The sequence below is a fragment of the Bacillus methanolicus genome (genome assembly GCF_028888695.1).
GTDB lineage: Bacteria > Bacillota > Bacilli > Bacillales > Cytobacillaceae > Bacillus_Z > Bacillus_Z methanolicus_B.
The window spans coordinates 2116356-2130693 of the sequence record NZ_PNFF01000001.1 but is presented as its reverse complement, the minus strand read 5'-3'; the positions used below and the strand labels follow the sequence as shown (position 1 = coordinate 2130693).

Below are 14338 nucleotides of genomic sequence, written 5' to 3'. Positions count from 1 at the left end.
ACTTGTCTTTGATATGATTATGTGTGTCCCAGTAGCTCAGCTGGATAGAGCAACGGCCTTCTAAGCCGTCGGTCGGGAGTTCGAATCTCTCCTGGGACGCCATCTAACTACATACACTAACATATTCCGTTATGTTTAATGAAAGTTCCGGCCTGTCAGCTGGAACTTTCGTTTGCATAACGGTTTTTTATTATATTTTTTTCGATCTTCCTCTTCGGCAACCAAAATTGAAAGCGTTTTATTGTTTGTGAGGAAACGTAACATAAATGACGGATTTTTTCTATTATATTAAGCTGCGTTTTTCCTTTTGGCACGAATGCAAAATACCTCCCCGATCAAATAAAAATTTTAAAAATTTTTCAACACGAAGAAATATTAGCATGTCAACATTGTAAGCGGATACAAAGAAAATGATATATCAAAATTATCGAATAATTCATAAAAAGACTATTGACTCTCAGATGAAATGAGCGTAAGATAGTCCTCAAATAAACCGAACTTTCTGTCAATAAAGATCGGCAAAAACCGTTTCTGTACTTACTCATGATGTAAAATAATCACAATTTGAACGGCAAGTAATAAGGTTTATGGTTACTTCCGTTTTTCATCTTTTTACAATTTATAAATTTAACAGTTTAAAGTGTTCGTTTATTACAGTATGGAGGTGCGTTTTTCGTGTCCGAACAATGGATATATTTAAACGGCGAATATGTGACAAAAGAGAACGCCAAAATTTCAGTATATGATCATGGGTTTTTGTACGGAGACGGAGTTTTTGAGGGGATACGTGTATACAGCGGCAATATCTTTCGTATGAAAGAGCATTTGGATCGCCTCTACCGATCGGCAAAGTCGATTATGCTTGAAATTCCTCATACTCAGGATGAGTTAACAAAAATTATCGCTGAAACAGTGAAAAGAAACCGGTTCGAAGATGCCTATATCCGGGTTGTTGTCTCCAGAGGAGTAGGAGATCTCGGTTTAGATCCATATAATTGTAAATCAGCCAGCGTTGTTGTCATTGTCGAACCGTTGACTATTTATCCTAAAGAATTATATGAAAAAGGACTGGAAATAGTTACAGTAGCTACAAGGCGAAACAGATCGGATGTATTAAGCCCGAAAGTAAAATCATTAAACTATTTAAATAATGTACTCGTAAAAATCGAAGCCCATTTGGCGAACGTGAAAGAAGCGCTCATGCTAAATGATCAAGGCTATGTCGCTGAAGGCTCGGCAGATAACATTTTCATCGTCAAAGACGGGGTTTTCATAACACCGCCCGGTTATGTCGGAGCACTTGAAGGTATTACGAGAAACGCTGTAATGGATATTGCTGAGGAGCTTGGCTACGAGGTGAAAGAAGAGCCGTTTACAAGACATGATGTTTATACAGCAGATGAGGTTTTCCTTACAGGAACCGCAGCTGAAGTTATTGCAGTCGTAAAAGTGGATGGCAGAGTCATTGGCGATGGTGTACCTGGGGTCCACACGAAAAAATTATTGGAAAAATTCAGGGAACGGGTAGTTAAAGAAGGACTTAAAGTAAATTATCAACAGGAAACCACACATGTTAGCTGAATAATCTAAAGCGTTGAAGAGGATAAGTAGTTTTATGGACCGCCATTAACAGAGAGCCGGAGAAGCTGAGAACTGGCAATGGCACCATAAAATGAACTCACCTCCGAGCATTGGCTTGAAAGAGAATTCAAGTAGGGCCGGTCGGGTGCACGGCACCCGTTATCAAAACGAGCAGCAAAATGTTTGCTGTTCATGAGTGCACGCATACGTTGCGTGAATAAGGGTGGTACCGTGGAACAGGTTTCAAAGCCTTTTCACCCCTTAGGCCCAAGTGAAGTGGGCTGTTTAGGGGATGGAAGGGCTTTTTTTAATTTATTTTTTAATCAGTGATTAATAGGAGGTCTCAAAAATGTTGCAGGAAACTGCCTTTACGAAAAAAAAGGCTGAAAAAAAGGCGATGAGTGGCGCAGAATTATTGCTCGAAGCACTGGTAAAGGAAAATGTTGAAGTGATATTTGGATATCCGGGCGGGGCTGTCCTTCCGATTTACGACAAGATTTACGATTCTAAGATCTTACATGTGCTCCCGAGGCATGAACAAGGAGGAATTCATGCTGCCGAAGGTTACGCAAGAATCACCGGGAAACCAGGGGTAGTCATTGCTACATCGGGTCCTGGTGCAACTAACATTGTAACCGGATTGACAGATGCGATGATGGATTCTTTACCGCTTGTTGTATTCACAGGGCAAGTAGCAACTAGCGTAATCGGGACAGACGCATTTCAGGAGGCAGATATTCTCGGTATAACGACACCAATAACCAAATACAATTACCAGGTTCGCAACATTGAAGACATTCCTCGGATCGTAAAAGAAGCATTTTATATTGCTTCAAGCGGAAGACCGGGTCCGGTCTTAATCGATATTCCGAAAGATATGGCAGCGTCTGTTGCATATGTTCCGGATGATGTTGAAGTCAATTTGCCGGGATATCAGCCGAATACGCAGCCGAATTATTTGCAGATTAGAAAATTAACAGAGGCTGTAAGCAGTGCAAAACGTCCTGTTATTTTAGCCGGTGCAGGTGTCCTCCATGCAAAAGCATCAGAAGAATTAAAGATATATGCCGAACAGCAGCAAATCCCTGTTGTCCATACGCTCCTTGGTTTAGGGGGATTTCCTGCAAACCACCCTTTGTTTGTAGGAATGGCAGGTATGCATGGTTGCTATTCAGCGAATATGGCACTGTATGAATGTGATTTACTCGTCAATATCGGAGCCCGTTTTGATGACCGGCTTACCGGAAACCTGCAGCATTTTGCCCCTAAAGCGACAGTGGCCCATATTGATATCGATCCTGCAGAGATCGGCAAAAATGTACCAACACAAATTCCGGTTGTTGCCGATGCCAAGGAGGCATTAACCCAACTGATTGCTCAAGAAGGAAGGCCGCCAGAGAACAAGGAATGGTTGAATACTATACAGGAATGGAAAACAAAGCATCCGTTCCACTATGAGGAAGATGCTACACTAAAACCGCAAAAAGTTATGGAGATGCTGTATGAGAAAACGAATGGTGAAGCAATTGTTGTCACCGATGTTGGACAACATCAAATGTGGGCAGCTCAGTATTATCCTTTCAAAAAGCCGGACAGATGGGTAACGTCTGGCGGTTTAGGAACAATGGGTTTCGGGCTTCCCGCAAGTATTGGGGCCCAGCTGGCAGACCCGGATGCATGCGTCCTTTCAATTTCAGGTGATGGCGGATTTCAAATGTGCAGCCAGGAGCTTGCAGTTATTGCTGAACTCCAGCTTCCGATAAAAATCATTATTCTTAACAACCAAGCGCTCGGAATGGTCCGGCAATGGCAGGAAATCTTTTATCAATCCCGTTTCTCACATAGTAAGTTTCCGACACTTCCTTCATTCGTAAAATTGGCGGAAGCTTACGGAATAAAAGGTTATGAAATTCAATCCGAAGAAGAAGCAGAAAAAATCCTAAACGAAGTTTTGCATACTCGGGAGCCGGTTCTTCTTGATTTCCGTGTAAATCCTGATGAAAATGTCTACCCGATGATCGCACCAGGAAAAGGGATACATGAAATGGTAGGTGTTAAAGAGTGAAGCGGATTATATCCTTAACAGTTTTAAATCGTCCAGGTGTTTTGAACCGAATTACCAATCTATTTTCTAAACGGAATTACAATATCGAAAGCATTACAGTCGGACATTCGGAGCAAGAAGGGGTTTCAAGAATCACCTGTGTCGTTCACGTAGATAATGACAGGGTCGTCGAACAAATTACGAAACAATTAAACAAGCAAATTGATGTCATAAAAGTCACTGATATGAGTGATCAATCGATTGTAGCCAGGGAACTTGCGTTAATAAAAGTTCTTGCTCCACCTCATACAAGAAGTGAAATATATTCGCTTATTCAGCCGTTTCGGGCATCTGTTATCGATGTAAGCAAAGACAGCTTGGTTATTCAAATAACCGGTGAAACCGATAAGGTGGAGGCATTCATTGAATTGATAAAACCATATGGAATCAAAGAGCTGGCAAGAACGGGAACGACGGCATTCCCAAGAGGAATCCAGCGTTCAGCAAATTCAGTCAAAACAATTTCAATTGTTTAAATATACAAATTTTAAATAGGAAAGGAAGAAGAAATATGGCAAAAATGTACTATAACGGAGATGCAAATGAACTTTATTTAAAAGGGAAAAAAGTAGCAGTGATCGGGTACGGCTCTCAAGGACACGCCCATGCACAAAACATGCGCGACAGCGGAGTTGAAGTTGTAATCGGATTAAGGAAAGGGAAATCATGGGAGAAAGCTGAGCAAGACGGTTTTAAAGTTTATTCGGTTGGTGAAGCAACAGCACAGGCAGATGTGGTTATGATTTTGCTTCCTGATGAATTGCAGCCAAAAGTGTATAAAGAAGAAATCGAACCAAATTTAACAAACCAGGCATTGATGTTTGCCCACGGATTTAACATTCATTTTAACCAAATTGTTCCGCCAAAAAACTGTGATGTGTTGCTTGTCGCACCAAAAGGCCCAGGTCATTTAGTAAGAAGAACGTATCAAGAAGGGGCCGGAGTTCCTGCTTTGTTTGCGATCTACCAAGATGTTAGCGGAGAAGCAAAGGAGCTTGCGCTTGCTTATGCAAAAGCAATCGGTTCTTTACGCGCAGGGGCTCTTGAAACAACATTTAAAGAAGAAACAGAAACGGATTTATTCGGAGAACAGGCTGTTCTATGCGGCGGGCTTACATCTCTTGTTAAGGCAGGATTTGAGACGCTGACAGAAGCAGGTTATCAGCCGGAACTCGCTTATTTTGAATGTTTGCATGAACTTAAATTAATCGTGGATCTAATGTACGAAGGCGGATTAGCAGGTATGCGCTACTCCATTTCAGACACAGCTCAATGGGGTGATTTCGTCAGCGGCCCGCGTGTCATAAATGATCAAGTGAAAAAAGAAATGAAAGCAGTGTTGAAAGATATTCAAGAAGGAAAATTCGCGAAAGACTGGATCTTAGAAAATCAAGCAAACCGTCCTGTCTTTAACGCCATCAATGAGCGCGAAAAAGAACATCCAATTGAAAAAGTCGGAAGAGAATTAAGAAAAATGATGCCATTTGTCAATAAAGACAAACAGAAAGAAGTGGTCGCAAGTGCGAAAAATTAAAATTTTTGATACGACATTGAGAGACGGGGAACAATCTGCCGGCGTTAATCTGAATCAATCAGAAAAGCTTGAGATTGCCAGACAACTTGAACGGTTGAATGTCGATATTATCGAAGCCGGCTTTCCTGCCGCTTCAAAAGGCGATTTTACTTCTGTAGAGCAAATTGCTCAGACAGTAAAAAACTGTTCCGTTACAGGTTTAGCCAGATCGGTTATGTCGGATATTGATGCAGCATGGGAAGCATTAAAAGGAGGTGCAGAGCCGAGGTTGCATGTATTTATTGCAACCTCGCCGATTCACCGCCAATATAAACTCAAACAAACGGCTGAACAAGTAAAAGAAACGGCGGTAGCGGCCGTTAAGTATGCAGCAAAGAAATTTCCAATTATTCAGTGGTCGGCAGAAGATGCCAGCCGGACTGAGCTTCCTTATCTTGCTGAAATTGTAGAAGAAGTTATTCAAGCCGGCGCTCATGTCATTAACATTCCGGATACAGTCGGCTACAGTACCCCGCATGAATATGGAAATATATTCCGTTATTTAAAAGAAAACGTTCCTTCCATTCATAAAGTCGAGCTTTCGTCCCATTGCCATGATGATCTCGGATTAGCAATTGCCAACGCCCTTTCTGCAGTCGAAAATGGCGCCACACAAGTTGAAGGGACGATAAACGGAATTGGCGAACGGGCAGGTAATGCAGCCCTTGAAGAGTTGGCTGTCGCACTTTATATTCGAAAAGATCATTTTAATGCAGAGACAAGATTAAATTTAAAAGAAATAAGCAGAACAAGCAGCCTTGTCAGCAAATTAACTGGAATGGTTGTTCCAGCAAATAAGGCGGTTGTTGGGAAAAATGCGTTTGCTCATGAATCAGGCATTCATCAAGATGGTGTTCTAAAAGAAAAGACTACTTACGAAATTATTTCTCCTGATCTTGTCGGTTTCCAATCAAATTCACTTGTACTTGGAAAGCATTCGGGCCGCCATGCATTTAAAAATCGTTTAATGGAACTCGGTTTGGCAGTGCCTGATGAAGATATTAACCATTTGTTTAAAGTTTTTAAAGATTTGGCGGATCGGAAAAAAGAAATGACTGACGATGACTTAGCTGCAATTGTATTAGAAGAAAAACTTTCAAAAGAAGCCCGTTTTTACGACTTGATATCGATTCAGATCCAATATGGAACAAATCAAGTACCGACGGCTACGGTTACACTTTCTGGCCGTGATAATGAAATAATCCAAGAAGCCGGAACCGGTTCAGGCAGTATTGAAGCGTTATATAACACACTTGAAAAATGTATGAATGAAAAAATTAATTTGCTTGATTATCGAATTCAATCAGTTGGAGCCGGCAGGGATGCACTTGCACAGGTATATGTCAAAATGCGCTATGCAGGCAAAGAAACAAGTGGAAGAGGGCTGGCTCAGGATGTTCTCGAAGCTTCAGCCAAAGCCTATCTAAATGCAGTCAATCGTGTCATTTACGTAGAAGAGAAATCGGAAGTGGTTACTAGCAATTAATGTAAATTAACGGAGGAGATTTCCGATGACAAAAAAAATTGCTGTATTGCCTGGAGATGGGGTTGGAAAGGAAGTAACTGCCGGTGCAATTCAGATTTTACAAGCAGTTGGAGAACGATTTGGCATACAATTCCAATTTTCCTATGGAAAGATTGGGGGAGAAGCATACGATGCCACCGGAAGCCCATTACCTGAAGAAACGGTTACGATTTGTAAGGAAAGCGACGCAGTTCTGCTTGGAGCGGTTGGAGGTCCAAAATGGGATCATCTTCCTGTCCATCTTCGGCCGGAACAAGGTTTGTTAAAGATTCGCAAAGAATTAAATTTGTATGCGAACTTAAGACCGACAACTTATTACAAAAGTCTTGCTGATTCCTCGCCGCTTCGACCGGAAGTGATCGAGGATGTGGATATGCTGATGGTAAGGGAGTTGACAGGGGGCTTATACTTTGGAAAACCGAGCGAGCGTTTGAGCAAAGACGGTAAGGAAGCCGCTGTTGATACGCTCTTTTACCATCGGGAAGAAATGGAACGCGTGATTGAAACGGCGTTCAAGCTAGCAAAAAAAAGAAAGAAGAAGGTTACATCGGTAGATAAGGCAAATGTTCTTGAAACTAGCCGAATGTGGCGGGAAGTCGCTGAAGAGATTGCAAAAAAATTCCCTGACGTAGAACTTCAGCATATGCTTGTTGATAATGCTGCGATGCAATTAATTAAAAATCCGAAACAGTTTGATGTCATTGTAACTGAAAATATGTTTGGAGATATTTTGAGTGATGAAGCATCCGTCTTGACCGGATCGCTTGGAATGCTTCCGTCGGCAAGCCTTTCACTTACAGGCCCTTATTTATATGAACCAATTCACGGATCAGCTCCTGATATACAAGGCAAAAATATCGCGAATCCAATTGCTATGATTTTATCTGCCGCCATGATGCTTCGCCTCTCGTTTGGGCTGGAAGAGGAAGCGAAAGCTGTAGAAAACGCTGTTAATCAAGTTCTTGATGCAGGATACAGAACAAAAGATCTCGATTCAGCCGGCGCGAAAGTTATTACCACTACAGAGATGGTAGAAAAAATAAAAGCGGTTCTCTTAGATAATGAAGCAACATTAAGTATCATGAACGCTCATGCATAGGAAGAATAGGGGCGGGTCAGACCCCTCCAATACAACATATAGACAAACAAAAAAACCATTCTTATTGTCATTTTCGGAGGGAGCCAGACCCTAAAAATTAAGCCCCTGTTTTCATCAAATTTTTTACTACAACAGAGGGGGATCGACATGGGAAAATCGATTATCGATAAAATATGGGAACAACATGTCGTGTATCGCGAAGAAGGAAAGCCGGACTTGCTTTATATTGATCTTCATCTCGTTCATGAAGTGACATCTCCTCAAGCTTTCTCAGGTTTGAGGCTCAAAAACCGGAAGGTGAGAAGACCTGACAAGACGTTTGCGACAATGGACCATAATGTTCCGACAATTAACCGGTTTAAAATTGATGATGAAGTGGCTTTAAACCAAATTAGTACACTTGAAAAAAACTGTAAAGAGTTTGGAATTCCGTTAGCGGATTTAAATAGTCCGGAGCAGGGAATTGTCCATGTGATCGGACCTGAGCTCGGATTAACGCAGCCCGGTTTGACGGTGGTTTGCGGAGATAGCCATACATCCACTCACGGCGCTTTTGGGGCTCTTGCATTTGGTATTGGAACTAGTGAAGTGGAGCACGTATTGGCAACACAAACGCTCTGGCAAACAAAACCAAAAACATTAAAGCTTGAAATAAATGGAAAGCTTGCTCCGATGGTTAGCGCAAAAGACGTAATTTTGTACATTTTGGCTAAATTTGGAGTGAGGTTTGGAACAGGGTACATCATTGAATATTGCGGAGAAGTTATTGAAAATATGTCGATGGAAGAACGGATGACGATATGCAATATGTCAATTGAAGGTGGTGCGAGAGCAGGTTTAATCAGCCCTGATGAAACTACTTTTTCTTATTTAAAAGGCAGAAAATATGCACCGAAGGGAGAAAGCTTTGAAGAAAAGGTATTGCAATGGAAGAAACTCGCATCAGATCCTGATGCCCATTATGATAAAGTACTTTCCATTAACGGGAGCGATATTGAACCGATGGTAAGCTGGGGAACGAATCCGGGAATGACTTCGCCAATATCCGGACATATCCCTTATTTAAGTGAAGCAAAAACAGAGACAGAACGGAAATCAATAGAAAGAGCTTTATCATATATGGGTCTTTCAGAAGGAACGAAAATTGAAGATATTGAGATTCAGCATGTATTCATTGGCTCCTGTACGAATTCTCGAATTGAAGATTTAAGGGCGGCTGCAGAAATTGCGAAAGGAAAACGTGTGCATCCAGGGGTAAGAGCTCTTGTTGTGCCTGGGTCGCAACAAGTAAAAATGCAGGCGGAAGAGGAAGGGCTTGACAAGGTTTTTATTGAAGCAGGATTTGAATGGAGAGATTCCGGCTGCAGTATGTGTTTAAGCATGAATTCCGATGTAGTTCCTCCGGGAGAACATTGTGCCTCGACTTCAAACCGAAACTTTGAAGGACGGCAGGGGGCAGGCGCCCGTACTCATCTTGTAAGTCCGGCCATGGCTGCCGCGGCTGCCATTTACGGCAGGTTTGTGGATGTTCGTAAATTAGCTGTCACAGAGGCTGTCTAGAAAGGAGGATTTCCAATGAGCGGATTTCAACAATTTAAAGGAAAAGCAGCTGCACTTGATCGAGCAAATGTTGATACGGATCAAATAATTCCTAAACAATTTTTAAAAAGGATTGAAAAGACCGGATTTGGGGAATTTTTATTTTATGATTGGCGCTTTTTGCCGGATGGCACTTTGAACCCGGAGTTTGAATTGAATTTTCCGGAAAACCAAGGAGCAACAATATTAATTGTCAATGAAAACTTCGGCTGCGGCTCTTCCAGGGAGCATGCACCATGGGCGCTGTTGGATTATGGTTTTAAAGCGATTATTGCTCCATCGTTCGCTGACATCTTTTATCAAAATTGTTTGAAAAACGGAATGCTTCCTATAACTCTTGAAGCAGAACATGTTGCTTATCTTCTTGAGCAGGCCAAAGACCAGCCGTACACATTAACCATTAACCTTGAAGAACAATATGTGTCCGATGAATCAGGGTTCAAAGCTTCTTTCGATATTCATCCGTATTGGAAGAAACTACTTCTAAACGGCTGGGATGAAATTGAAATTACATTACAGCTTGAGGATTATATAAAAGCCTACGAAAACAAATCATTAAATGTTTAGATTCACAGTTATTACTGTGAATCTTTTTTTCACGGTTCCTTTCGTGCTAAACTATCCTTAACTAAATTAGTAAGGCGGTAACAGTATGAAAAGACGGGATCTTAGCAATAAAGGGAATATAATACTGTTTCCCGATTTGGAAAAAAGGTTAAAGGAAAAAGGATTGGAAAAACTGCAGCAAAAAAAATACCACGAGGCGATCCATTTATTTTCTGAAGCAAAGAATCTTGATCCGAAGAACACCGAAATTCATATTGGACTTGTCCTTGCCTATTTTGAATCGGGAAATCTTAGAGAGGCAAAAATGCTGGCGAAGGAGATGCTAAATGAGGGAATCGGCGACTATTTTCAGATTGTTGAATTGTATATTAGCATTCTCGTTCAGTTGAATGAATATGAAGAAATAGCAGCTGTGATCGAAGCCCTTCTGGAAGAAAAGGAAATCCCGCCGGAGAAGTTTGAACAGTTTTCAAGAATGCTCCACTTAAGTAAAAAAATGTTCAAGGGTAAAAATGAAAAGCGGGATGAAGAAGAAAATTTGCACTCATTACAAGAGAATAAAAACAATTTGTTTTCAAGTAATGACCCTAAAGAGCAAATACTAAAAGTTGCAAAGATATCGAAGCAAAACATTCGGCCATTTGTTGAAGAAATAAAAACTTACTTCATTTCGGAGGAAGGACATCCTTTCTTAAAAACAATGCTGCTAAACATTTTAAAAGAGCAGGAATATGAAAAAGAAGTCCGTGTTTATAAATTTGGCAGATCAGAATACTTTATTCCAGTTAAATTAGCGGATATTCGGGAACAAAACAAAATGTTCGAGATCACTTATATGTTAAAAGATACACTCGAAAACGAGGATCCGGTTTTGTTTAAAAATATTAAAACGTTAATTGAGCGGCATTTCTTTCTTATGTATCCATTTGATTTCGGTCCAAGTAATCCTTCCGTTTGGGCAGCTGCCTACCATTTTATAGGATCGGAATACTTTGGATCAGCGCATTCAGTTGGCGAATTTGCTGAAAAATATAATGCTTCCCCAGAAGATATAAAAAAGGCTATGAAAATTATCAGGGAAGTAGAAGAAATTTCTTATCCGATTATTTAGGCTTGGGCTGTTGAAACAATGTAAACGTATGGTATAATGTAATGGTTGTAATATGCAAACAGAATAATTTTATATGAAAACAATGGATTATGACTTGCAAGACAAGACATATTCAGACGATTTTCGATCATTGAAAATGATAATAGATTTGTTGGAGGGAAAAAACGGTATGTCTGCGAATTGGGAAAAATTAGAAGGGAGCCGCGGGGTTCTTACATTCGAAGTAGATGCAGAAAAATTCAACGAAGGTTTAGACTTCGCATTTAAAAAGGTAGTAAAACAGGTCAGCGTTCCTGGTTTCCGTAAAGGAAAAATGCCTCGCTCCCTTTTTGAAAAGCGCTTTGGCGTTGAATCTCTTTATCAGGATGCAATTGATTATCTATTGCCTGATGCATTTGTAAATGCGGTCGAAGAAACTGGTATTGAGCCTGTTGGCCGCCCTGAAATTGATGTTGAACAAATTGAAAAGGGCAAAAGCTTAATTTTCAAAGCAACTGTTACAGTAAAGCCGGAAGTGAAACTTGGTGAATACAAAGGAATTGAAGTAGAAGCATTTGATACAAGTGTAACAGACGAAGATGTAAATAATGAAATAAAAGCTCTTCAAGAGCGCCATGCTGAGATTGTAGTGAAAGAAGAAGGAACTGCTGAAAATGGCGACACAGTTGTGATCGACTTTGAAGGATTTGTTGATGGGGAAGCGTTTGAAGGCGGAAAAGGAGAAAACTATTCTCTTGAACTTGGCTCAGGTTCATTCATTCCTGGCTTTGAAGAGCAATTAGTAGGTACAGCTGCAGGGGAAGAAAAAGAAATTCAGGTAACATTCCCTGAAGAATATCATGCGGCAGAATTAGCAGGTAAACCTGCAGTATTTAAAGTGAAAGTTCATGAAGTGAAAACAAAGGTCCTTCCTGAGCTTGATGATGAATTTGCAAAAGACGTGGATGATGAAGCTGAAACTTTTGAAGAGTTGAAAGCAAAAATCAAAGAACGCTTAGAACATGATAAACAGCATGAGGCTGAGCACCACGTTCGTGATACAGTTGTTGAAAAGGCAGCAGAAAATGCAGAAATTGATCTTCCTGAAGTAATGGTTGAGAATGAAGTGGATCGCATGTTGAATGAATTTGAACAGCGTCTGCAAATGCAAGGCATGACCCTTGACTTATACTTCCAATTCTCAGGTCAGGATGAAAATGCTCTTCGCGAACAAATGAAAGAAGAAGCTGAAAAGCGCGTTCGTGTTGCCCTTACTCTTGAAGCCATTGCAAAAGCAGAAAATATTGAAGTAACAGATGAAGAAGTAAACGAAGAACTGCAAAAAATGGCAGATATGTATAACATGTCAGTAGATGACATTAAAAAAGCTATAGGAAGCCTTGATGGTATAAAAGGAGATCTTCAAAATCGAAAAGCGATCGATTTCCTTGTAGAAAACAGCAAAACAGTTGAAAGCAAACCCGTAGAAAAATAATAGAAAATAACTACAAAAAGCAAGGCGCGATGCAATCGTGCCTTGTTTTATACATATACATATATTATAAAGTTGTAAAATATAGGATTTAAGCAGCGTGTTTCTGGATAAGATGAATTAGTACATATTTTTTTATCAGTGAATGCCATGCCAAAGTTTTGCAACTAAACTTATTTAAGAGTAATTAGTACCTGTCTACCTAAAAAATGTGATACAATGCAATACATAACTGCTAGATTTTTTCTTATAGAAGGCTGAATAATAAAAATAGTTCGCTTGTGATCCACATGTGTATATAGAAGTTCTCGAAGGGGTGAATTAAATGTTTAAATTTAATGATGAAAAAGGACAGCTAAAGTGTTCTTTCTGTGGTAAAACACAAGATCAGGTCCGAAAATTAGTTGCCGGTCCGGGTGTATATATATGTGATGAGTGTATTGAATTATGCACTGAAATTGTGGAGGAAGAGCTAGGTACTGAGGAAGAAGTAGAGTTCAAAGATGTGCCGAAACCAAAAGAAATTCGTGAAATTCTTGATGAATATGTCATCGGGCAGGATCAAGCAAAAAAATCACTTTCTGTTGCTGTTTACAACCATTATAAACGGATTAATTCCAACAGCAAGATTGATGATGTCGAGCTTTCAAAAAGCAATATTTGCATGATCGGACCGACAGGAAGCGGTAAAACATTGCTTGCCCAAACATTGGCCCGAATCTTAAATGTACCTTTTGCCATCGCTGATGCGACTTCACTGACAGAAGCAGGGTATGTCGGCGAAGACGTTGAAAACATTTTGCTGAAACTGATCCAGGCGGCAGACTATGATGTTGAAAAAGCTGAAAAAGGAATTATTTACATTGATGAAATTGATAAGATTGCCCGTAAATCTGAGAATCCTTCAATTACAAGGGATGTTTCCGGAGAAGGTGTACAGCAGGCATTATTGAAAATTCTTGAAGGTACGGTTGCAAGCGTGCCGCCTCAAGGAGGGCGCAAGCATCCACATCAAGAGTTCATTCAGATTGATACAACAAACATCCTGTTCATTTGCGGAGGAGCATTCGATGGCATTGAACCAATTATTAAAAGGCGTTTAGGACAAAAAGTCATCGGATTCGGCGGCGATTCAAAACTTCCTGAAGTAGATGAAAAAGAACTTCTTTCAAAAGTTCTTCCGGAAGACTTATTGAAGTTCGGATTAATACCAGAATTTGTAGGGCGTTTACCTGTTATTGCAAGCCTTGAGCAGTTAGATGAAGATGCTTTAGTAGAAATTTTAACGAAACCAAAAAATGCATTGGTAAAACAATATCAAAAAATGCTTGAACTTGATGGTGTGGAATTGGAATTTGAAGACGGCGCACTTCAAGAAATCGCGAAAAAAGCAATCGAGCGCAAGACAGGAGCTCGCGGACTTCGTTCGATTATTGAAGGTATTATGCTTGATGTAATGTTTGAACTTCCTTCAAGGGATGATATTACAAAATGCATCATTACAAAAGAAACTGTTGCTAACAACAGCGCACCGAAGCTGATTCTGAATGATGGAACAGTGATTGACGAAATAAGAAAAACTTCAGCTTAAGCGGGGGTAGATGAGCATTTGTTAAATGGACCAAATCCTAGTGCAGGGTTTGGTCTTTTTATATGATAAGGTTTTTTCTCCAAATTCTTGATTATTCCAACTCAGTGCCGGAGATAC

11 protein-coding genes, 1 tRNA gene and 1 other annotated feature are annotated in these 14338 nt (G+C 40.3%); all 12 genes read left to right on the top strand.

The window, feature by feature from the left end; genetic code table 11:
- Positions 1-25: 25 nt before the first annotated feature.
- The 12 genes from C0966_RS10690 (at position 26) to clpX (ending at position 14221) form a co-directional block, all read left to right on the top strand.
- Positions 26-102 (top strand) — tRNA-Arg (locus tag C0966_RS10690).
- Positions 103-675: 573 nt separating this feature from the next.
- Positions 676-1581 (top strand): branched-chain-amino-acid transaminase, encoded by a 906-nt coding sequence (ilvE, locus tag C0966_RS10685; RefSeq protein WP_274855434.1) that lies wholly within the window; start codon positions 676-678, stop codon positions 1579-1581.
- Positions 1582-1585: 4 nt separating this feature from the next.
- Positions 1586-1846, top strand: a binding site (T-box leader).
- 84 nt (positions 1847-1930) lie between these two features.
- On the top strand, positions 1931-3646 hold the full coding sequence (ilvB, locus tag C0966_RS10680; protein ID WP_274855433.1) for an acetolactate synthase large subunit: 1716 nt from the start codon (positions 1931-1933) through the stop codon (positions 3644-3646).
- The gene (ilvN, locus tag C0966_RS10675) at positions 3643-4161 is read left to right on the top strand and encodes an acetolactate synthase small subunit (RefSeq protein WP_274855432.1); all 519 of its coding nucleotides are present in this window, start codon (positions 3643-3645) and stop codon (positions 4159-4161) included. The genes ilvB and ilvN overlap by 4 nt, the downstream gene beginning before the upstream one ends.
- 35 nt (positions 4162-4196) lie before the next feature.
- Positions 4197-5219: a ketol-acid reductoisomerase gene (ilvC, locus tag C0966_RS10670; protein WP_274855431.1), complete on the top strand. Its 1023-nt coding sequence runs from the start codon at positions 4197-4199 to the stop codon at positions 5217-5219.
- Entirely contained in the window at positions 5206-6744 is a 1539-nt protein-coding gene (locus C0966_RS10665; RefSeq protein WP_274855430.1) for a 2-isopropylmalate synthase, read from the top strand. The genes ilvC and C0966_RS10665 overlap by 14 nt, the downstream gene beginning before the upstream one ends.
- A gap of 25 nt (positions 6745-6769) precedes the next feature.
- Positions 6770-7882 (top strand): 3-isopropylmalate dehydrogenase, encoded by a 1113-nt coding sequence (leuB, locus tag C0966_RS10660; RefSeq protein ID WP_274855429.1) that lies wholly within the window; start codon positions 6770-6772, stop codon positions 7880-7882.
- Positions 7883-8029: 147 nt separating this feature from the next.
- Entirely contained in the window at positions 8030-9442 is a 1413-nt protein-coding gene (leuC, locus tag C0966_RS10655) for a 3-isopropylmalate dehydratase large subunit (protein ID WP_274855428.1), read from the top strand.
- Between the two features lie 15 nt (positions 9443-9457).
- Positions 9458-10048, top strand: coding sequence for a 3-isopropylmalate dehydratase small subunit (leuD, locus tag C0966_RS10650; protein ID WP_274855427.1), 591 nt, complete (start codon positions 9458-9460; stop codon positions 10046-10048).
- A gap of 85 nt (positions 10049-10133) precedes the next feature.
- Positions 10134-11159 carry a tetratricopeptide repeat protein gene (locus C0966_RS10645; RefSeq protein ID WP_274855425.1) on the top strand — a complete coding sequence of 342 codons (1026 nt, stop codon included), beginning with the start codon at positions 10134-10136 and terminating at the stop codon, positions 11157-11159.
- A 169-nt stretch (positions 11160-11328) separates the two neighbouring features.
- Complete coding sequence (gene tig / locus C0966_RS10640; RefSeq protein WP_274855424.1) at positions 11329-12633, top strand: trigger factor; 1305 nt, start codon at positions 11329-11331, stop codon at positions 12631-12633.
- 322 nt (positions 12634-12955) lie between these two features.
- The gene (gene clpX / locus C0966_RS10635) at positions 12956-14221 is read left to right on the top strand and encodes an ATP-dependent protease ATP-binding subunit ClpX (RefSeq protein WP_274855423.1); all 1266 of its coding nucleotides are present in this window, start codon (positions 12956-12958) and stop codon (positions 14219-14221) included.
- Positions 14222-14338: the final 117 nt, after the last annotated feature.

Excerpts from the sequence above, each read along its gene's own strand:
- ilvB (WP_274855433.1), top strand. The coding sequence starts at position 1,931 with ATGTTGCAGGAAACTGCCTTTACGAAAAAAAAGGCTGAAAAAAAGGCG.
- ilvC (WP_274855431.1), top strand. The coding sequence starts at position 4,197 with ATGGCAAAAATGTACTATAACGGAGATGCAAATGAACTTTATTTAAAA.
- leuB (WP_274855429.1), top strand. The coding sequence starts at position 6,770 with ATGACAAAAAAAATTGCTGTATTGCCTGGAGATGGGGTTGGAAAGGAA.
- leuC (WP_274855428.1), top strand. The coding sequence starts at position 8,030 with ATGGGAAAATCGATTATCGATAAAATATGGGAACAACATGTCGTGTAT.
- leuD (WP_274855427.1), top strand. The coding sequence starts at position 9,458 with ATGAGCGGATTTCAACAATTTAAAGGAAAAGCAGCTGCACTTGATCGA.
- C0966_RS10645 (WP_274855425.1), top strand. The coding sequence starts at position 10,134 with ATGAAAAGACGGGATCTTAGCAATAAAGGGAATATAATACTGTTTCCC.
- tig (WP_274855424.1), top strand. The coding sequence starts at position 11,329 with ATGTCTGCGAATTGGGAAAAATTAGAAGGGAGCCGCGGGGTTCTTACA.
- clpX (WP_274855423.1), top strand. The coding sequence starts at position 12,956 with ATGTTTAAATTTAATGATGAAAAAGGACAGCTAAAGTGTTCTTTCTGT.